13 protein-coding genes are annotated in these 20,540 nt (G+C 64.4%); 3 read left to right on the forward strand and 10 right to left on the reverse strand.

Annotated features, from left to right (window positions below; all coding sequences use genetic code 11):
- The first annotated feature begins 113 nt into the window (after positions 1-113).
- Complete coding sequence (locus tag P9220_RS22575) at positions 114-1,340, forward strand: hypothetical protein (protein ID WP_309767853.1); 1,227 nt, start codon at positions 114-116, stop codon at positions 1,338-1,340.
- Positions 1,341-1,406: 66 nt separating this feature from the next.
- A complete protein-coding gene (locus P9220_RS22580; RefSeq protein ID WP_309767855.1) occupies positions 1,407-3,089 on the forward strand; it encodes a cellulase family glycosylhydrolase in 1,683 nt (560 codons plus the stop codon).
- A gap of 78 nt (positions 3,090-3,167) precedes the next feature.
- Here the strand turns inward: P9220_RS22580 and P9220_RS22585 are convergent, their stop codons facing one another.
- From P9220_RS22585 to P9220_RS22595, 3 genes are all read right to left on the reverse strand, one after another.
- Positions 3,168-4,412 (reverse strand): glycosyl hydrolase, encoded by a 1,245-nt coding sequence (locus P9220_RS22585; protein ID WP_309767857.1) that lies wholly within the window; start codon positions 4,410-4,412, stop codon positions 3,168-3,170.
- Positions 4,413-5,248: 836 nt separating this feature from the next.
- The gene (locus P9220_RS22590; RefSeq protein WP_309767858.1) at positions 5,249-5,629 is read right to left on the reverse strand and encodes a response regulator; all 381 of its coding nucleotides are present in this window, start codon (positions 5,627-5,629) and stop codon (positions 5,249-5,251) included.
- On the reverse strand, positions 5,629-8,487 hold the full coding sequence (locus P9220_RS22595) for a PAS domain S-box protein (protein WP_309767859.1): 2,859 nt from the start codon (positions 8,485-8,487) through the stop codon (positions 5,629-5,631). The genes P9220_RS22590 and P9220_RS22595 overlap by 1 nt, the downstream gene beginning before the upstream one ends.
- Before the next feature lie 356 nt (positions 8,488-8,843).
- On the opposite strand from P9220_RS22595, the gene P9220_RS22600 reads away from it, so the two are divergent.
- Complete coding sequence (locus P9220_RS22600; protein ID WP_309767860.1) at positions 8,844-12,566, forward strand: tetratricopeptide repeat protein; 3,723 nt, start codon at positions 8,844-8,846, stop codon at positions 12,564-12,566.
- A 15-nt stretch (positions 12,567-12,581) separates the two neighbouring features.
- Here P9220_RS22600 and P9220_RS22605 read toward each other — a convergent pair whose 3' ends face one another.
- From P9220_RS22605 to bcsA, 7 genes are all read right to left on the reverse strand, one after another.
- Entirely contained in the window at positions 12,582-13,007 is a 426-nt protein-coding gene (locus tag P9220_RS22605; protein ID WP_309768249.1) for a DUF1493 family protein, read from the reverse strand.
- On the reverse strand, positions 12,910-13,401 hold the full coding sequence (locus P9220_RS22610) for an STM2901 family protein (RefSeq protein ID WP_309768263.1): 492 nt from the start codon (positions 13,399-13,401) through the stop codon (positions 12,910-12,912). The genes P9220_RS22605 and P9220_RS22610 overlap by 98 nt, the downstream gene beginning before the upstream one ends.
- Positions 13,398-13,907 carry an Hcp family type VI secretion system effector gene (locus P9220_RS22615; RefSeq protein WP_404980308.1) on the reverse strand — a complete coding sequence of 170 codons (510 nt, stop codon included), beginning with the start codon at positions 13,905-13,907 and terminating at the stop codon, positions 13,398-13,400. The genes P9220_RS22610 and P9220_RS22615 overlap by 4 nt, the downstream gene beginning before the upstream one ends.
- A gap of 146 nt (positions 13,908-14,053) precedes the next feature.
- On the reverse strand, positions 14,054-16,174 hold the full coding sequence (locus P9220_RS22620) for a phosphocholine-specific phospholipase C (RefSeq protein WP_309767862.1): 2,121 nt from the start codon (positions 16,172-16,174) through the stop codon (positions 14,054-14,056).
- Between the two features lie 11 nt (positions 16,175-16,185).
- Entirely contained in the window at positions 16,186-16,389 is a 204-nt protein-coding gene (locus P9220_RS22625; RefSeq protein WP_309767863.1) for a hypothetical protein, read from the reverse strand.
- A complete protein-coding gene (gene bcsG / locus P9220_RS22630) occupies positions 16,386-17,969 on the reverse strand; it encodes a cellulose biosynthesis protein BcsG (RefSeq protein ID WP_309767864.1) in 1,584 nt (527 codons plus the stop codon). Before bcsG ends, P9220_RS22625 begins: the two co-directional genes overlap by 4 nt.
- Before the next feature lie 33 nt (positions 17,970-18,002).
- Positions 18,003-20,534, reverse strand: a complete 2,532-nt coding sequence (gene bcsA / locus P9220_RS22635) for a UDP-forming cellulose synthase catalytic subunit (RefSeq protein ID WP_309767865.1) — start codon at positions 20,532-20,534, stop codon at positions 18,003-18,005.
- Between the last annotated feature and the right edge of the window lie 6 nt (positions 20,535-20,540).

The raw sequence follows: 20,540 nt of genomic DNA on the forward strand, positions 1-20,540 counted from the left end.
TCGTCGTCCCCTTTCGACAAGGCAGTCGGACCGCCGCCGAAGCATCGGCGCGCGGTCTTGCCATTGGCGTCATAACAATTCGAGTCGATGGACGTTAGCGTCCGGAGAGACCCATGTACGCACGTACGATCTCGATGCTGTTCTACATGTTCTTCACCTGCGTGATTCTGAATCCGCAGGTGGGGGGCTTCACGATCTACTTCTATCTCTTCATCCCGTTCTTCGATCCGGGCTTCACCAAATTTCTCGCAGCGACTGCGCGTCGCTGGAGCGGGCCGCTCGCGGTCGCGGTCGCGGTCAGTCTCATCGGTTCGCCGACGGTAGCCGTGCGGGTCGTCTCGATCGCAATATGCATCGGCTATCTGCTGTATTCGAAGCAGCGACGCATCTTCTATCTGCACGTGTGGATGATCATCAACATCGGCTTTGCGGCAGCGCAGTTCGTGCTGTACTACGTGAACCGCGATCTCGCGATGGCTATCGGCCCGCGCGCACTCGGACAGGCGATCTGGGGCTCGTATGCGACCGCCGCGTACACCAACTTCTTCGAAGTGTTCTATTTCGCGCGCGTTTCCGGGCTCTCGCGTGAAGCAGGCTTCTTCTCTTCGCTGCTGGTTGCATCGCTGGTGGTGTATCTCGCGACGAGCGAGCGCATCGACAAGCGTGTCGTCGCGCTCTACGTGTTCGGCCTCATCATCAGTTTCTCGAAGTCGTCGATGCTGTTGTTCCTGTTCGCCGCGCTCTACCCTTTCCGCAAGCCGCTGCGCGCGACGCATCCGCTCATGGTGTTTTGCGCATTCGCGGTGGCGATCACGGCGCTGTCGGTCTACATGGGGAACCACAACTTCTTCGGATCGGAGACGTTCGGTCACCGCTTCGGCGGTTATCCGTTCCTGGTCGAAGCTAAGCTCGAAGATCTCATTTCCGGCATCACTGCGCCCGAGATCCTCAAGCACTATCGCTATCTGCCGTTCATCCGGCTCATCGAAGCGGACATGATGGTGGCGGGCGTGCCGTTCGCGGGCCTGCCTGCATCGATCGCGGACATGGGCCTCTTCAGCGCGATCCTGCTGTTCGGCGTCGTGGCGTTCACCGCATCGGATGGCTTCGTGTTGTTGCTGTTCCTGTTGATATCGTCGACGGTGAGCATCACGACGGTCACGTCGTTCGTGCCGCTCGGCTACCTGCTGCTTTACTGGCCGCGCTTCCAGGCGTATGTCGCCGAGCAGCGGCTCGCAGCGTGGCACAAGGGACCGCGCAGCGCACTCACCCGCGCCCGGCGCTTCGCGCCGCCGCGCACTCCGCGCGCGCGTCCGATGCGCGTCATCGAAGGCGAATGACCGCTGTTCAAAACAGGTTCGCATTCCATAGGAGTTTCAATGCCAGTGCTTCGCACGACGCGGGCCATGCGTGCCTTACCGCGCGGCCCGCGTCAAGGCCGCGCGATTCATCCGCGCCTCATCGCATCGGCCACGCTGATGCTCGCCGCGCAGTTCGCAGGACTCGTCGTCAGCAACGATGCGTTCGCCGCCAGCGGCTTGACGGTATCGAACGCGCCGGGCTCCCTCATCAGTGACGATGCCGGCAGCAAGCGCATCACGTTCAGACTTGCGGGAGGCGCGTCGGAAGGCGCGCAAGTCGTCGCCACGCTTTATCGCTATGACGACAATGCCGAGTTGGCGAAGACGCCGGTCGATACCTATCGCGCGTCGGCAACAGGAAGCAACGGTGGCGCGCAAGCGACGGTCAACGTGTCCTTGCCCGGCCCCGGCCTGTACGTGCTGGACGCGAAGCTCGTCTCCGCGAGCGGCGGCGAAGGCGATTCGGTCAAGGTCAGTCTCGCCGCGCTCGCTGCGGGCAAGGGCACGTTCAGGGATGCAGGCGTCGCCACGCATTTCGGCCAGCGCAAGGGCAATCCCGCGACGGTGCTTGCGCTCATCAAGCGGGCGGGCTTCACCTGGATACGCGACGAACTGTACTGGAGCGAAGTCGAGAAAACGCCCGGCAAGTTTCAGTTCGGGCGCAACGAAAACGAGTACGGCGGCTACGTGCGTCAGGCGGTAAGGATGAACATCAAGCCGCTGATCGTGCTCGATTACGGCAACGCTCGCGCCTACCCTGCCCTCTTCAAGGGACCGCAAGGCTTCCCGCGAACGGACCAGGAACGCGATCTCTTCGTGCGCTATGCGCAGAAGGTCGTCGGCTTCTACGGCGACGACGTGAAGACGTGGGAAATCTGGAACGAGCCCGCGTTTCAGCGTATCGGCTACGACAACTACATCGCACTGCTGAAGCCGGTGTACAGCGCGATCAAGAAGGTCAGCCCCGATGCGAATGTCGTGTCGTGCGGCGGCGGCGGCGCGGGCGGCGGGCCGGGCGGCGATTGCATCACGCAGATCGTCAAGGCCGGTGCGATCGAGTATCAGGACGGCTTCAGCATCCATCCGTACATGTCGCCCTACGACCCGGATCACGGCTACAGCGCGCAAGGATCGCCGCTGCCGCGCGTGAACGTGCCGACGGTATGGCCGCATCTGCGAAACATGGCGCAGTCTCATCCGCGGCCGGACATCGGAAAGCTCAAGGTGTACATCACGGAGATCGGCTGGCCGTCGAGCCCGACGGCAGCGGGCCTTTCGGAGCAGAAGCAGGCCGCTTATGCGGCGCGCACGTTCCTGCTCTCGCGGCGCTTCAACGCGGTGGAAACGGTGATGTGGTACGACTTCGTCGATGACGGTGTGAAGCCGTCGGACAAGGAAGCGAACTTCGGCCTCGTGCGTCTCGACCTCACGCCGAAGCCGTCGTATGTCGCCGTGACCACGCTCATGCGCAACATCGGCTCTCGTGCATGGGACCACGCGCTCGTCGACAGCGGCGATACCAAGGTGTTCCAGTATGGCGGCGATGACCGCGTGATCGTCGGCTGGCGAAGCGATGTCGACGCGGACCCCGTGCCCACGTCGGTCCCGGTGCCGCCTGGCACGTACAAGCAGATCGACTGGCAAGGCGCGACATCGACGGTGACGGTCAAGGAAGGCTTCGAGTGGAAGCTCGGCGCGTTGCCGAAGTATCTTATTCCGGCCAAGTAATCGACTGCGCGAAAAAAAACGCTCCGACTCGAAGAGAGTCGGAGCGTTTGAGTTCCGTGCTTGCCGAATGCGTTCCGCTTAAACCGGGTTCGCCTTGATGAAGTTCTTGAACGCATCGTACGATGCGCGCTTCGTGACGCCATCGCCGGCGATGAGCCCGTAGTTGTCGTCGATGACCGCGTACATCATGATCGATTCGATGTTGTACTTGTCCTTCAGCGACCGGTACTCGGCCAGCGCCTTCGGAATGTACGCGTTCTTTTGATCCATCGTGTCCTTCTGCGCGTTCCAGCCCCACTCCGTCAACCAGATCGGCACACCGAACGAATCCTTCAGCGCCTGAAGCACGTCGTAGCACTTGCTGTTCTGCCAGCCGCACAGCATGTCGCCCGAACTCTCATACCAGTGATAGCAGGTGAAGTCCCAGCGAAGCGATGCGGCGCCGCTCACGCCGTTGGTCGTGCCGTTCGGCGACACGCCGTTCCACAGCATTTGCAGTGCGCGGTAGGACAGCGGAATGCCGGTGCCCACGCCGCACTTGATCGACGGGTCGATCGCGCGCACGCCGTCGATCATGCCGCGAAGCACGCCACGCAGCGACGGCCACGCCGAGGCGCTCCAGTTTGCCGCGCTGCTGCCGTCGCCGCTGATCTTCAGCGGAACGTCGAGTTCGTTGCCGCACTCGATGTGCGACACGAGGCCCTTGAGCTGCGTCGTGACGCCCGTCGCGAGGTTGTAGCCGAGCGTGTAGGCCGAGGCTTCGCTAAGCGACGTATTCCAGCCGGCCGACAGCGGATTCAGAACCGGCAGGATCGACACGCCGCTGCCCTTGAAAGCGCCCGTCAACGCTGCGGCAACGGTCTTGGCCATGCCGGAATCGGCTACGTCAGCACGATAGTTGGTCACGCCGAGATCCTTGAGGATCGCGAGCTGAGCAGCCGCCGACAACGTCTTGTAGATGCCCGAGCCGTAAGCGAGGTGGCCGTTGATGCCGTAGAACTTCGAACCCGAAGTCACCGCAGCCGCCGCCGACGCCACGCCGCGCGGGTCGGCCGTACCGACGTTCTGCCACGGGCTGCCGTTCTTGAACCACGTACCGGCGGAGTTCTTCGCGTAGATCGCGCCGTTGTAATAGAGGATGGTGGTGAGCGCGGCAGGCGAACCGGTCGATACGCCGACGCCATTGCGATTCACGCGGCCGCCGACGAGCGTCCACACGGCGCCTGCGCTGTCTGTAATCGATGCGGCCGGGGGAATGACGGTTCCGCTCGCCGAGGCGCTCTTGGCGACGGCCTGAGCGTTCACGACGCTATCGGCAGACATGGTTTCGCTGCCGCCGCCGCATGCCGCCAATGCAGCACTTCCGGCGCTTGCCATCATCAGAGACAGGAAGCTTCTACGCGAAACGGGCGCGTTGTTGCGGTTGGACACGGGAAACAAGGAAGTTTCGTCCTGCGATCGGGTGGGCTGGTTCGACGGCACGGGAATTTATTCATGTCTGCGTTAAGGAGACCGGAGTATAAAGTCCTAAAACTCCCTGAGACGTTTCTGAATGTAACAGCCGAAGAAAAAAGTAATCAGTTGCTTTATTCATATCGTAGACGGGAAATACTCCTGCAAACGTTTGCAAACGCGGAACAAACGTTCGCGTTTTTTAAGACGATTGACAGGGAATCGGTCATTCTTAGTCGTTTTTCCGCCAATCCGAGTCAGTTCGTACGTCAAACGTACCGAAATCGGCCGCAAAAACTGACTGTCGCAAAGGACCATTGGTTAGTCTTGCGAAACGTCTGGGTCGATCGAATACGCGCAAAATGCCCCGCTAACGCTTGAGGGGCTTAGGATCGGGATTTTTGACTGAACACTGGAACGAAGCTAAAAAACGCGGGGCGGGCGTTTTTTCCGATCGCTTCGAGCGTCTGAGGAAGAATAGAAGCCGCGTTAACCCTTACCGGTCAGCTTTGACAGGTCTACTGACAGTACAGGCAGCGGTTCGAGAGGAGAAAGAACGACGCGCGTGCGGATGCAGGCGGAAAGAATTCTCTTTCGATGACTCGTCTGCCCTGCGTTAAGCCGGAGTGAATTCTTACCGCTAAGCAGCTAGCCATCGGTCATCGGGAGAAAAGTCTTGTCACAAAATCGCCGCCGGACAGGCTTATTCATGCGCCGTCCGCGCTCTTTGCAGCCAAGGCGCTCGCGACAGTGCGCTCGAGATCGGTCATTGCGAAAGGCTTCGCCAGGATCGGCACGCCGTGGAACTCATTGCTCACGCCACCGTGTCCATAGCCTGTGCTGAACACGAACGGAATGCCACGCGTGCGCAGGATTTCGGCGGCCGCATACACAGGATGTCCGCCGAGATTCACATCGAGGATAGCGACATCGAACGAGCCCGACTGAGCGCGGGCGCAGGCATCGTGCAACGTGGATACGCAATCGACGACACCGCAGCCGAGCAATTCGAGCATGTCCTGCATGAGCATGGCGATCGCCCGTTCGTCCTCGACCACGAGCACATTGACACCGTGGAGATCGTGCATCACTGATCCTTGTGAAATTCGCTTCGCCCGATTGACTTCGAACGGCTGGAGATCGCATGTCGAAGGGCCCGCGCGAGTTCATCGATCGAATAAGGCTTCTGCAGCAGTTGAAAGTCGTGCTCGGCGCCCTGCGATACGACATGGCTATAGCCGCTCGCAAGAATGACCGGAATGTCCGGATGACGCTTGCGCACTTCGGTTCCCAGCTCGATGCCGTTCATTCCCGGCATCACGACATCGGAGAAAACGACGGCGTATCGATCCGGATGCCGCTCCAGCAGCCGCAATGCGGTCTCCGCATTCGACGCCCACGATGTCTCGAACCCGAGTTCCGACAACAGATCGGTCGAGAACTGCCCGACCTGCTCGTTGTCCTCCACGAGCAGCACGCAGCCGTTACCGCGCGCGTCTTCGATCGCGGCCTTCTTGAGCGCCGCGCCCGCCACGGCTGCCGGCACGCGGGGCAGATAGATGGTGAACGTGGCGCCTTGTCCGGGGGCGCTCCTGACATCGACCTCCCCGCCCGACTGCTTCGCGAAACCGTAGGCCTGACTCAAGCCGAGGCCCGTGCCCTTGCCGACTTCCTTCGTCGTGAAGAACGGTTCGAAGATTTGCGCCAGGTCTTTTAGCGCGATGCCGCAGCCGGTGTCGGTGACGCTGACCGCCACATAGTCGCCGTCCGCCTTGCCATGCCCGCGCACCTTCGGCACGGCGCTCGCCTGCTGCACGCGGATAACGAGTTCGCCGTCGCCGTTCATCGCATCGCGCCCGTTCACCGCCATGTTCACGAGCGCGGTCTCGAACTGGCTCGCGTCGGCATCGACATAACAGTCGTCGCAGGCCGAATCGATGGTCAGTTTCACACGCGAGCCGACGACGGTGCGCAGCATCTCACCGATCGAACCGATGCGCTCGCACACGTCGAATACTTCTGGCTTGAGCGCCTGACGACGCGCGAAGGTCAGCAACTGGCTTGTGAGCTTGGCTGCGCGGTCCGCGGTCTCGGCGATGGCGCTGACATAGCGCGCGCGCTTCTCTTCGCGCAGGCTCGGCAGCGCAAGCATCTGCGCCGCGCCACGGATCACGGTCAGCAGGTTGTTGAAGTCGTGCGCCACGCCGCCCGTCAGCTGCCCGATGGCTTCGAGCTTCTGGCTCTGACGCAACGCCTCTTCCGTCTTGAGGCGCGCGCTCACTTCCTGAACGACGCGCTCCTCCAGCGTCTCGTTGAGATGCCGCAAGGTCGCCTCGGCCTGCTTGCGGCGCGTCAGGTCGTGCATGGCGCCGACCATCCGCACGGCGCGGCCATCCTTGTCGCGCAACACCGCGCCGCGGTCGAGCACGTCGGCGTATGTGCCGTCGCTGCGTTCGAACCGATACTCCGCGAGCCATGTATCGCGGTCGCCCGCGATGACGGCCTCGACCGACGCGACGACGGCCTCGCGATCCTGCGCGTGAATGTGTTCCTTCCACCAGGCGCTCGATCCGGGGATGACGCCCGGCGCAAAACCGAAGTGCACCTGGATGGCCTCGTTCCACTGGATCGTGTCGCTCGCGAGGTTCCAGTCCCAAATGGCGTCGCTCGTCGCACGCGCCGCGAAGCGATAGCGTTCCTCGGCCTCGCGCAGTTCCTCTTCGGCGCGACGCCGCTCGGTTTCGTCGTGCATCACGTAGAGAAAGCCGATCTCCGCGCCGCCGGGGTCGCGCAACAGATTCGTCGATCCGCTCACGAACACGCGGCTGCCATCCTGACGCCGATGCCAGCGCGTATTGGAACTCTGTCCGTCGCGGCGGGCTCGCGCCGCTTCCAGCGCGGGAATGCCGGCGTCCAGGTCTTCGGGCACATAGAGCGCATCGCATGATTTGCCGATGATTTCGTCCGCGCGATAGCCGAAAGTGCGTTCCGCGCCCGGCGACCATGTCGTGACGCGGCCATCCGAATCGGCGGTGACGATTGCGTATTCCGTCGCGGATTCCACGATCAGCCGCAGACGCTGCTCGCGCTCCCGCAGCCGTTTTTCTGCTTCCTTGCGCTCGGTGATGTCGAGCACGATCTCGATTGCGCCGTCGCCGAACGCAACCGGCGCGAACAGGCCCCACCAGCGCGAGCCGTCCTTGCGAAAGTATTGCTTCTCGTACGGCACGGCCTCGCCGGTACCCAATATCTGCGACACCGCGCGTTCCGATTCCGGCCAGAACTCCGGCGGCGTCAGTTCGCGCCACGTCTTGCCGAGCGCTTCGTCTTGCGTGAAGCCGGACATGCGCAGAAAGCCCTCGTTGACTTCCGAAAGGCCGAATCGCCGGTCCCAGCGAATGACGCCGACGGTCTTGATCCCGAGCGTCGCCCGAAGTTGCGCCTCGACGGCGCTGCGTTCGCGTTCGGCGAGCACGCGTTGCGTCGTCTCGACACACACGCACAGAAAGCCGCCGACCGTCCCGTCTTCGGCGCGCACCGGCGTGTAGGAGAACGCGAAGTGCGCTTCCTCGGCACGCCCGTGGCGATGCATCGTGAGGGCAATGTCGTCCATATGCACGGGGATGCCCGCGTACGCCTGATCGACCAGCGGAGCGAGTTCACGCTCGATCTCGGACCACACGTCGAGGAACGGACGGCCGAGCGCGTCGGCACGCTTCTCCGCCAGGATGATTCCGTAGGCGTCGTTATGGACGAGGACGCGCTCCGGGCCCCAGACGATGAACATCGGCTGCGCGGAGCCGTCGATGACATCGCATAACGTACGCAGCGCGACCGGCCAGTGCTGCGACGGACCGAGCGGCGTCTCGGCCCAGTCGCGCGCAAGGACGACGCTTGCAGGGAGAGCGGAGGAAGACTGACTTTTGTATTCGACGTCGGCTGGCATGGAGCGAGAACACATTCGGCGCATGAAAGACAGACAAGCTCGCATAATCCGTTCCGCGAGCCGCGTATTGCGATTGTTCGACGCCATCGAGCATCGTTCGAACCCGCACCGAGGGTTCACGCAATGCGCCGACAGCGCCGCTTGCCGGCAGGTACGCCGTGTCTCCCTATCCGTCGATGCCCTCGTGAATGCGGACGACGCGGCAGGCGGCGGGCATTGCCTATCCGCACCGCTCCGAGTTGCCGGCGCTTGTCGATGCTGCTAAAAAAGCCTTGTCGAAGCGCACACTCCGCACAACTGCCGCTTGCCATCGACGCGACCGTTTCATCGAACGACCGTCCTCAATGGAGCGCCTCATGCGGTCTCTGTTCATCAGCTATCACCGCAACAACCGGCCGTGGGCCGTCGCGATGTTCCAGCATCTGGAGCGGCACGGTTACGACGTGGTCTTCGATTTCCTCGACGTCGCCGATACCGCCTATGAACGCATCGCGCGCACGCAAATCCAGACTTGCGCACACTTCGTCGTCCTGCTGACGCCATCGGCGCTCGAAGACCGATCGAGGCCCGATGACCGGTTGCGCCGCGAGATCGAGACGGCCCTCGACGCCCGCTGCCACGTCGTTCCGCTCGTCACGGACGGCTGCGCGTTCGAATCGCCCGCGATCGCCGGACGGCTCAAAGGCAAGCTGGCAAAGCTCGCGCAATACGAACCGCTCATCATCGACGCGCATCGCTTCGACGAAGGCATCGCGCAGATACATCGCCGGTGTCAGCACTTCCAGCCGCGCGATGCGTGGCGCACGCCGCTGCCGGCTGAAGGAATGGACCTCGCGCACGACGCCGCGCTGAACGAACGCGCCGCCGCGCGTTCGGCACGCGCCGTCGCGGTCGATGAACTGATCGCGCAGCAATGCTTCGAACAGGGCTTCGCGGCGACGGACATCGACGACAAACTGCGGTGCTACGGCGAAGCCATCCGGCTCGATCCGCTCAGCGCGCTCGGGTTTCGCGAAAGGGCGCGTGTGTACATGGCGCAAGGTCAGACCGACGCGGCGCTGCTCGACTACGATGCGGCCCTGCGCAGCGAGCCCGACGATCTATCGGGCCGCCTCGGCCGGGGCCGTGCGCGCGAGACCGCCGGCGATCCGGACGGCGCGCTGCTCGACTATCGCCGCGCGGTCGACATCGATCGCGGGTGCGTCGACGCTCACGTTGCGCTCGCACTCGTGCGATACGCGAAGGGCGATGCGGACGGCGCCATCGTCGATCTGAGCCGCGCGTTGCGTCTCGCGCCGGGCGATGCCGAAGCGCTTCGTCATCGGGGACGCGTGCGCGCGTCGAAGGGCGATTTCGACGGCGCCGTGAGCGATCTCGATCGCGCGATCCGGCTGGAACCGGACTGTGCGGCTGCGTACCGGCTGCGCGGCGAGGTGCGCGGCGCTCGCGGCGACGCACGCGGCGCACTGCTCGACTACGACAAGGCCCTGCGCCTGCAGCCGGGATTCGTCGAAGCGCACATCGACCGTGGCTGCCTGCGCCGCCAGCTCGGCGACGTCGCGGGCGCGCTGCGGGATTTCGGCGATGTGATCCGCTCCGCGCCGGACCACGTCGGCGCGTACGTCGAAGCGGGCATCGCGCGGGCGGGCATCGGCGAACTGGACGGCGCGCTGCGGGACTTCGATCACGCGATCGCCATCGATGAGCGTAACGCGCGGGCCTCGTATGAGCGCGGACGCGTTCGTGCGCGCAAGGGCGACACCGATGGCGCGCTCGACGACTTCGCCACCGTGCTCCGTCTCGAACCCGATCACGCACACGCATATCGCGGCCGCGCCGAGTTGCATCAAGCCGCCGGCGATCTGGACGCGGCCCTTGGCGATTACGATGCATGCCTAAGCATCGCGCCCGCCGACGCCGATGCGCGATTGCAGCGCGGACGGGTTCGGCTCCAGACGGGCGACGTGCAAGCCGCCGTCGAAGACTTCGACGCAGCGATCCGCGCGCAGCCGAAGCTGGCGGATGCCTATGTCGAACGCGGCATCGCGCAGCAGACGCAAGGCGACTGGCAAGCCGCCGCGCGCGACTTCGACGCAGCCATCGCGCTGCGTCCGCGCGATGCCCGCGCCCTGGCACGACGCGGCAATGCGCGTGCGAAGCTCGGCGACATCGACGGCGCGCTCGCCGATCTGAACGGCGCGATCGCCCTCGCCCCCGACGATGCCGCCGCCTATCACGACCGCGGCCTCGTGCACGTGCAACAGGACGATTTCGACGCCGCGCTGCGTGACTTCGACGCCGCGATCCGCTTCCGTCCCGACGATGCGGTCGCGCATAACAACCGCGCCAACGTGCTCTGCGATCAGGGCAATATCGAAGCCGCGCTGCGCGATTACGGCGTCGCCGTGCGGCTCGATCCGGGTTATGCGGTGGCGTGGCTCAACCGTGCGAACGCGCGCCGCGAGCGGGGCGACCTCTCCGGCGCGCTCGCTGATCTGAACGAGGCGATCCGCATCGATGCCGCCTGGGCCGATGCGCATGCAATCCGCGCGCAATTGCGGCTGGCGATGAACGACGCGCAAGGCGCGCTGCACGATCTCGACGAAGCGGTGCGGCTCGAACCGGGCCGCGCTTCGGCTTATGTATCGCGGTCCGATATGCGAGCCGGCAGCGGCGACATGGAAGGTGCGCTCGCGGATCTGAACGAAGCCATCCGCATCAGACCGCATTTTGTGGACGCCTATGTCGCACGTGGTCTTTTGCATGCCAAACGTGGGGATCGACGGAATGCGCTGCGTGACCTGGACGAAGCCGTTCGCCTCGACCCCGACGATGCCGCCGTGCATCACAGCCGAGGCACGCTGCGCAGCGACGACGGCGACATCGACGGTGCGCTCGATGACTACAGCCGTGCGATCCTCCTTGCGCCGGACGTGGCGGGAGCCTATGTGGATCGCGGCGCTGCACGCGGACGTGTCGGCGATCTGGACGGCGCGCTGCAGGACTTCGATGCGGCCATCCGTCTGGCTCCCGATCGGGCGGAGGCTTATGCGAATCGCGCCATCATCAGGATGGCGAAAGATCATGTCGACGATGCGTTGGGCGATTTCGACGAGTCTTTGCGATTGCGGCCCGATTTCGCCGTTGCCTACTACAACCGCAGTGTCGCACGCGTGAAATCGGGCGATACGGCGGGCGCGCTCGCGGACCTTGACGATGCAATCGCGCGCTTGCCCAATTTCGCGGCGGCTTTTAACGATCGGGGCGTCATCCGGGCGCGCAATGGTGATCTCGCCGGCGCGCTCGGCGACTTCGACGCAGCCGTGCGTCTCGATCCCGGCCGCGCGGACGCGCACTGCAACCGGGGCAACGCCCGCCACGCCAGCGGCGACTTCGAAGGCGCGCTGAACGACTTCGATGTTGCATTGGCGCTTGCGCCCGATCACGCCGTCGCTTATGCGAATCGCGGCGCGGCGCGGGCCGATGCCGGCGATATCGAGGGCGCGCTCGCCGATTACGACGAGGCGATTCGCCTCGACCCGGCTTACGCCGACGCCTACGCGCGCCGGGCAAGAGCGCGCCGCGACGCGGGCGATGTATCGGGTGCTGCGAGCGACCTGGACGAAGCGATCCGCCTCGCGCCCGCTCATGCGGATGCGCTGAACGATCGCGGCGTCGCGCGGCTTGCGCGGCGGGACATCGACGGGGCGCTGCTGGACTTGCACGAAGCGATTCGCGTCGCGCCCGCTCATGCCGATGCGTTGAACAACCGTGGGGTCGCCCGCCGTGATCAGGGCGATATGGACGGCGCGCTAAGCGACTTCGACGAAGCGATCCGCCTCGCCCCCGGCGATGCGCTGGCATATCGGAACCGGGGCTTGCTTCGTCGGAAGCGCGGGGATACGGAAGGCGCGATCCGCGATCTGGAGGCAGCGGCTGGCCTGGGGATGGAGGGCGAGCTTGCGCGGCGGGATCGCACGTACGCTGCCGGAGCGCATGCGATCGCGGAGCGGCGAATCGCGGTGGAGGATTGCCGCCGGTATCTGGAGTTGATGGCTGCGACGTATGCGACGCGGTGATTCTGCAGCGGCTTTTCAGTTCCGAACCCGCACGCTATCCCACGCGCCAATATCGATTGCGCGCTGAAGCATTGCAACGGTCAGAGGCTCCCGTTGGTAGTGCCTCCGCACCCGTTTGGACATCAGACTTGCTAACAGAAGGAAGGGGCCGGGCGAGCTTTCTTCCATGAAGTATCGAGTGAAGTCGAAATCGCCTAATCTAATCGAGAAACGCTCGAAGTAGGCCTCCATGAAATAAGCGGCATCATCGCCGGTCAGACCCAGGTCTCGTTCGAGACTATCCGACGGACTCACTACTCGCGTCGATGGGATACCCATCTGGGCGCGTATGAAGTTCTCCAATTCAGCCGAGACTTCCGACGGTTGCGTCATTGATCTGGTCCTCTGGCTTAACCAAACGGTTGTAATGGGCAATCGCCTTGATGTTGATGGCAATGACATCGTGAGCGAGGATAGCCCATCCTGCATACGGCACTTTTCGCCCTATGAATGCCCCAAGGTGCCTGGTAGACGACAATCTCAACGTCGCCAAGGTTGAGCCTGTGAGAGTCGGAAGTCGATATGGAAGCTCGACGTCGAATAGATATCGGCATACCGCCGATGCAAGAGAGGTTCCCTTGGTGGCGAACCGGAACTTGCCTCTTGTTGGCAACAGGGGCCGCCCCAGGATGATCGCTATCACTGCCTCTACGTCCTGAATTCCCAAGTGATCGAGCGTTTCTTGAATCAACACGCACACGTAAATTTGCTGCGGTGTCAGCGTTCGGCCATCGTAGAGATAGACATTGGATTTCGGCGGAGTCGTATCGGCGATCAGGTATTCGTATTCGTTCATCGTTCATCGTTCGGCTGCGCCCAATCAACTATTAACCGACGCGGTTCCCTTTCAACATCGATGATCGTCGTCACTATCCCTTGTCTCCCGCCCCTCTCGCTTTGAACGACATATTCCTTTCTTACCCTGGCGAATGAGAGCGCCACATGTTCAATCGTCTGTCCGGCGCCTGCCGCAGGCGATACGTCGGTAATAATCACGTCATACATGATGATCTTATAGAATTCGAGGGGATCTCCACCCGGTTTGCGCATCGTCAGCTTGACCTGAGAGATATGTCTCCCCTGCGCGCAATAACTGGCTAGATTCGGGCTTGTCCTGTCGATTGCGTGAGAGAAATGCAAATCTGAAATCGACGCTTTTCCCGCGCCACGACCGGAGCCAGAATGCATACTGGCAATCTGCGACACGGTCCAATGCCAACTAAATGCTTCTATCTCATGGCGGTGAGTGGCGTCTTGCGATTCGCCACAAATGCCATCGATCTTGATGAAAATATCGGCCATCACTTCATTCAGAGAACTGAAGAACGGCCATATTACTTCGAAGTTCTTATTGAACTTGCAACAGAATGTCAAGAATCAAGGGCTAGGGGAACCGGAAAGTCCTAATTCGCGGTAGCCGCGCGCCATCGGCGTTGCATCGCAAGACCCTAAACCGGCCCCGGATCACTCATCGACGGCGCCCCCGTCTCCACATGCCCCGCAAAGCGCCGTGCAAACCCTTCGAAATCGATCGACGACACCCTCAGGTCATACCAGCCCGATCTTCCCGACACATCCCATCGATCCTGCAGCGTCTCGCCCGGACTCACGCTGATCTCGCGCGCCGGCGCACTGTCATACGCATTCGCCACGCGTAGCCGGCACGCGGCCCGCCCACGATTCGTCACGCGCAGCGTCGCGAGCAAAGCGCCCGCATCGACCGAAAGCTGAACCTCCGGCAACGCATTGCCCTCGGCAGAACCACTGAACTCGAAGAGACTCCCATTCGGCCCGTACACCGACAGGTCATAGCGGCCCTGAGAATCGCGCAGCGGCCAGAAGTCGGAGAACGCATCGCCGGCGGCCATCGTGTAGCGGCGCGGCGCGTTCCGGGCACGCACGCGGTCGTAGATATAGAACGCCACGCCCACGCGGCTGCTATTGCGAAAGTCGATGAGAAACAAGTCATCGGCGATGCGGCCGCTCATCGCAAGCGCATACGGCAACGCACGCGCGCGCCGCGCGTTGCGCTCGCAACTGGGCATCGCCTGCGGATCGGGTATCGCGATCGCCGCGCCTCTCGATCCGACACGCGCCACCGGCCCGATCGGCCCGCTCGCCGCATCCGGCTTCACGGTGAAATCGAACGCCGAAGTCAGATCGCCGCACACCGCGCGGCGCCACGCGCTGATGTTCGGCTCCGCCACGCCGAAACGCGCCTCGAGAAACTGCAGCACCGATGTGTGATCGAAGACCTGCGAGCACACCCACCCGCCCTTCGTCCACGGCGATACGACGATCATCGGCACGCGCGGTCCAAGGCCGATCGGTTGCCGCCCGCCCGGGTCCGCGTTCGGAATCAGCGGCCGCTTGTGGCGCGGATATTCATCGAGATCGACGAATTCATCGCCCAGACTGTCGACGAGCTTGCGCGACACCAGGCCCGCGTTACCCTGCGTGCTCGTCTGCGGCGGCATCGGGGGAACGACGTGATCGAAAAAGCCGTCGTTCTCGTCGTAGTTGATGAAAAGAACCGTGCGGCCCCACACCGTCGGATTGGACGTCAGCGCTTCGAGAATGCGGTTGATATAGAACGCGCCATCGGCGGGACAGCCGTTCGGATGCTCGCAATACATCTTCGGCGCGATCACCCACGACACCGCAGGCAGGCGATTCTCGTCGACATCGCGCTGGAATTCGAGCAGCGTGTGCTGCGATACGCCCTTCTGCACGAGCGACGCCGGCGCATTGTGCGCGGCCTGAAAGCGCTGAAAAAACTCCAGCGAATTATTCGTGTAGTTGTCGGTGGCGTCGCCGGGCAGGCCCGTGCCGCCCTGATACACCTTCCACTCGATGCCCGCCGCTTCCAGCCGCTCGGGATACGTCGTCCAGCTGTACGGATCGGTCGCGTCGCGTTCGCTGAAGCCCGGGCCGGTGCGCAGCGGTCCGAGCCGGTTGCGCGTGTCCATCGTGCCGCTGAACAACATGAGGCGGTTCGGGGCGGTATCGGCGTGAACGGAGCAGAAATAGGCGTCGCAGAGAGTAAAGGCGTCCGCGAGCGCGTAGTGATAGGCAAGGTCCGCGCGGCGCAGAAAGGCCATCGTCAGCGGGTCCTGCTTGTGGTTCACCCACGCGTCGTAGCGGCCCTCGTTCCACGCGAGGTGCCCCGTGCTCCAGCTGTGATCCGTGCCGGGCGTGAACTCGGTCGTCGCTTTGGAATCCAGATGAAACGGCAGCACATACGGCGCGTCGTTCGGCAGGCCGCGGCTGCGATACTCGCTCGTGAAAACCGACGCGCCCGGCTGATACCACACCGGCCGTCCGTTCGCGAGGACGAGCGGGCGCGGGTCCTCGAAGCCGCGCACGCCGCCGAGGGTGCCGAAGTAATGATCGAACGAGCGGTTCTCCTGCATCAGGATCACCACGTGCCCCACGTCCTTGATCGTGCCGGTGTGGCCGGTCGCGGGCAGCGTGAGCGCTGCGCGAATCGGCGGCGCGGGCGGTGCAAGCAATGCGCCCGCGCACGCGGACATCGTACGCAGAAACTGTCTTCGGGTCGTGGCGGCCATCGCGTTCACCGTCAGGAAATCGGGTCGTGCCCGGTTGCGGGCGGGGGAAGTCCGAGCAGCCGCGCGAGCGCGGGGCAGCGGCGCAACGCGGCGTCGTACGCGCGCGCTGCTTCGTCATCGTAGTACGTCTGCGGATCGAGGCCCGGCAGCCGTTCGGCGAGACCGCTGACGTCGTTCTCCGGCCAGTCGTCGCGCTCGTTCGAAGTATCGTTCATTGCTGATCCACCCATACGCCATCCGGCGTGCGAACCGAGAAGCCTTCCGCCGTGCCGATCGTGACCGTCTGCTCGTTTTCTCCGATCATCCGCGTGCGCGGCAGATTGGCGGCGTACTCGGGAAGGGCCGCGCCCGGCTGGAACGGGCTGCGCGCGACCAGATTCGACAGCAGTTGCGCAAGCGCGAGAAAGCTCGACGGCTGCGTGATGACCGTCGCCGCCGGATGCGTCCCGCTGAATCCGACGAGGCGGATGCCCACCGGCGCGTGCACGATATGCGGCGTCGGCACTTCGCGCAGGCCCGCGATCTGGTCCTTGTCGCCGGCGAGCGCCGCGCCGTGCTCCGGCACGAAGATGATCGCGGCGCGCCGCCCGGAACTCGCGACGAGATCGGCGAAGCGGTCGAAATCGGTCATCAGCTTCTGCACGCGGCGCGGATACGTCTGCAGGCTCGTGCCCGCGACGCCCGGCAGCCGGTTGCCGTCGTGCAGGCTGATCGTGTTGTAGTAAAGCGCGACCGGCCCCTGCACCTGCGCGCGCTGCGCGTACCAGCCGGCAAGCGCGCCGTAGTCCTCGCGGATGGGCGAATCGTCGAAGGAGCGCATCTGGACCGGCGCGGCAGCGTTCGGCACGAACGGCACGTTCGGTGCGCCGATGTTGCGCGCGACCGTCTGCCCGAAGTCGCCGAAATGGCCGTCGTGATTGAGCAGCACTTGCGGCGTGTAGCCCGCGCGAGCCAGCGCGCTCATCAGGTAGCAGTCGGCATCGGCGGGTTCGTACAGCTTCTTGTGCGGCTCCTGCCCGCAGGCGGCGCGCAGCACGCGGACGGCCGCCGGGCCGCTGTAGCTCGCCGCCGTGCTGAAATTGGTGAACACGTAGTCGAAGTGACTGAGCATCGGATGATCTCGCGCTTTCGATACATCGAGATCGTTCCACGACAGCGAGCACACGTGCAGCACGATGATGTCGAACTGCGCGCTGGCATCGTTCGTGAGATGCGAGAAGCTCACGCGGCGCTTCGCCTCTTCCGTGCGGAACGCCGTAAGTTCGGTCTCGTGGCCCGCCGCGCCCGCCTGGCCCGCTGCATTGCCCGCGCGCATCGCCTGGGAAAGCGCCTGCGGTGACGTCCCGGCAGGCGCGCCCGCCGTGCCGGGCAACTGGATCGCGCGGCCGAGTTCATAGACCGGCGCGGTGATGAGCGCCGCGATGACGAGCGTCGACACGCGCACCCAGCGGTTCACCACGACGTACACGGCGACCGCGCCCACGCCCGCCACGAGCAGCGCCGGCGGCACGAAGCGCTGCGCCAGTTCGAGCCAGTAACCCGCGCTGAAGTGCAGCATGGCGCCGAGTTCGCTGACAAGGCGCGAGAACGGCGGCACTTTCGCCTCGGTGTACAGCAGCGGCAGCGCGATCGCGAGGGCCGCGAGAAACCGTGCGATGCGCGCGAGCCGCGCGCGCCACAACGACGTCGCGCCGAGCGCCAGCGCAAACGCGATATTCGCGGACCAGATCGGCGTCAGATGGCCGGTCGCCCATAGATACAGCTTGAGGATGAAGTAGAGATTCCAGAACGCCATTGCTTCATGCTCCGGTCGATGTCGTGGCCGTGCTCATGAACGTGCCCTTGCCGCCGCGACCCACGCCCGCGTTGCGCGCACCGCATCGCGTCCGAGCCGCCCGTAGCCGCGCACGCCGACGCCGACGACATCGCGCAGTCCGCGCAACGGCCTGTCGGCGAGCTCGGTGTCGTGCCATTTGATCCACGCGTCCGCGCGGCCGATGGTCATCTGCACGAGCCGCCGCTCCGCTTCGAGATCGAGTCGTTCCAGCTTCACGCCGAGCTGCGTGCCCGATTGCCAGACCGAGCGCACCGGAAAGCTGAACTCCTGCCCGGGACGCCTCACGCACACCGACATCGACTCGTCCGGGGCGAAACGCTGCCCCTCGGGCAGCGTGAGGCCGAAGCCGCCCATCGAGCAGTCGCGGGTCGTGCAGGCGATGGAGCGTCCATCCGCGAGCACGAGCGTCGCGGGCAGGCGCATCGCGATACGCTGATCCGCACGCGTCTGCCTGGCCTCGCGCGCCACGCACAGCGCGCCGCCGAGCAGCACGAGGTTGTAGGTGGTCCATAGCATGTTCATCAGCACGGTCGGCACTTCGTACGGATCGCCCGCGACGAGCGAGTAGCAGCCGACGGCGAGCGCCAGCGCATTCAGCGCGACGAGCAGGATGTACGGCCGCGACACCGACCAGTCGAAATACCCCTGATCGATCCGTCCGCCCTTGTCGGTCACGTTGAACTTGCCGTGCTTCGGACTGAGCACGGCGATGGTCGTCGGCAGCGCGACGTACCACGCCAGCACCGACTCGTACACTTCGGCCCAGAACGAATGCCGGAAGCCGCCCTGCAACCGCGAATTCGCGACGTTCGCCAGCGCGATGTACGGCAGCACATAAGCGACGATCGCCGGCGCGGGCGCGTGGATGAAATGCATGTGAAAGAAGAGATAGGCCATCGGCATCGTCAGAAAGACGAGGCGCGGGATGCCGTAAAAGAAATGCAGCATCGCGTTGCCGTAGCACAGGCGCTGAAAGAAGTTCAGGCCGCGCCCAAGGAACGGGTTGTCGATGCGGAAGATCTGCGCCATGCCACGCGCCCATCGCGTGCGCTGCTTGATGTGGCTCGCGAGACTTTCAGTGGCGAGACCGGCCGCCTGCACGGTCGGCAGATAGGCCGTCGTGTAGCCGCGGCGATGCAGCTTGAGCGCCGTATGCGCATCCTCGGTCACGGTTTCGACCGCGATCCCGCCCACTTCTTCGAGCGGCGCCCGCTTGATGATCGCGCACGAGCCGCAGAAGAAAGACGCATTCCAGAGATCGTTGCCCGCCTGCACGAGTCCATAGAACAGATAGCCCTCGTTCGGCACGCGATGAAACGTCGCGAGATTGCGCTCGAACGGATCGGGCGAGAAGAAGTGATGCGGCGTCTGCACCATCGCGCATTTCGGCTCGCGCAGGAAGGTGCCCATCGTCGTTTGCAGGAACGAGCGCGCGGGCACGTGATCGCAGTCGAAAATGGCGATGTACTCGCCGTGCGTGCGCGCGAGCGCGCGATTGATGTTGCCGGCCTTCGCGTGGCGATTGTCGTCGCGCACGAGATACTCGATGCCCGCCGCTTCCGCGAATGCGCGGAACTCGGGGCGGCGGCCATCGTCGAGCAGATAGATGCGCAGCTTGTCCGCCGGCCAGTCGATGCCTTGCGCAGCGAACACCGTCGGACGCACCACCGAGAGCGGCTCGTTGTACGTCGGGATATAGACATCGACGGTCGGCCACGTCGCCGGATCGGGCGGCATCGGGACGATCGGGCGTTTGAGCGGCCAGGCCGTCTGGATGAAGCCGAACAACTGGATCATCCACGTGTACGCTTCGGCGCCGAAGAGCGCGTAGCCGACGAGCGTATCGCCGGGCGAGCGGAAATCGAGCGTCGCGGTGGCGCGCCAGTACGCATAGCGCGCGGTCATCAGCAGCGCGAGCGACGACAGCAGCAGAAGCGGCAGCCGGCCGGGCATGCGCCGGATCAGCAGCGACGCCGCGAGCGACACCGCGCCGAATTGCAACTGCGCGGTGGTCGAGAGCGGCGCGGTGCTCGCGAGCGCGAAGAGCGCGCCGCCTGTCAGCACGACGACGGGCAGCATGAGCCGCCCGCGGCCCGCGACCCGGCTCGCGCCTTCCAGCGCCGACGATAGCGGCGCCCACGGCAGCCGCGCGATGGCGGCATCGAAGCTGCGCTGCTGTCGATGCACGAAGCCGGCCGCCCTTCTCCCCACGAGCGCCGCTCCCGCCATGCCCGCCCTAACCGACGCCGCCACGCCGCCCGCGCGTGCGGGCTTCACGAACGCGCGCCACAGCCACACGGAGAGCGGCGCACGCGCGGCGATCCGCCATTCGCTTGCGAGCCGCGCGACGAACGCAGCGATCACGAGCTGCGGCACGTCGCGGCGGCCGGGGCGCGGCGCATGAAACAACAGCCGCACGAACCAGTCGGCGGGCGTGCGGGTATCGGCGAGACCCAGGCGCGGCGCGAGCCAGTTCGCGAGTCTCGAACGTAGCGATGGGCGGGCGTCGTCGATTGGCTGCATGTCGTA

The sequence above is a fragment of the Caballeronia sp. LZ016 genome, assembly GCF_031450805.1.
Classification (GTDB): domain Bacteria; phylum Pseudomonadota; class Gammaproteobacteria; order Burkholderiales; family Burkholderiaceae; genus Caballeronia.

Coding starts and splice junctions, on each gene's coding strand:
- P9220_RS22575 (WP_309767853.1), top strand. CDS start 114: ATGTACGCACGTACGATCTCGATGCTGTTCTACATGTTCTTCACCTGC.
- P9220_RS22580 (WP_309767855.1), top strand. CDS start 1,407: ATGCGTGCCTTACCGCGCGGCCCGCGTCAAGGCCGCGCGATTCATCCG.
- P9220_RS22585 (WP_309767857.1), bottom strand. CDS start 4,412: ATGTCTGCCGATAGCGTCGTGAACGCTCAGGCCGTCGCCAAGAGCGCC.
- P9220_RS22590 (WP_309767858.1), bottom strand. CDS start 5,629: ATGCACGATCTCCACGGTGTCAATGTGCTCGTGGTCGAGGACGAACGG.
- P9220_RS22595 (WP_309767859.1), bottom strand. CDS start 8,487: ATGCCAGCCGACGTCGAATACAAAAGTCAGTCTTCCTCCGCTCTCCCT.
- P9220_RS22600 (WP_309767860.1), top strand. CDS start 8,844: ATGCGGTCTCTGTTCATCAGCTATCACCGCAACAACCGGCCGTGGGCC.
- P9220_RS22605 (WP_309768249.1), bottom strand. CDS start 13,007: ATGTCATTGCCATCAACATCAAGGCGATTGCCCATTACAACCGTTTGG.
- P9220_RS22610 (WP_309768263.1), bottom strand. CDS start 13,401: ATGAACGAATACGAATACCTGATCGCCGATACGACTCCGCCGAAATCC.
- P9220_RS22615 (WP_404980308.1), bottom strand. CDS start 13,907: ATGGCCGATATTTTCATCAAGATCGATGGCATTTGTGGCGAATCGCAA.
- P9220_RS22620 (WP_309767862.1), bottom strand. CDS start 16,174: ATGGCCGCCACGACCCGAAGACAGTTTCTGCGTACGATGTCCGCGTGC.
- P9220_RS22625 (WP_309767863.1), bottom strand. CDS start 16,389: ATGAACGATACTTCGAACGAGCGCGACGACTGGCCGGAGAACGACGTC.
- bcsG (WP_309767864.1), bottom strand. CDS start 17,969: ATGGCGTTCTGGAATCTCTACTTCATCCTCAAGCTGTATCTATGGGCG.
- bcsA (WP_309767865.1), bottom strand. CDS start 20,534: ATGCAGCCAATCGACGACGCCCGCCCATCGCTACGTTCGAGACTCGCG.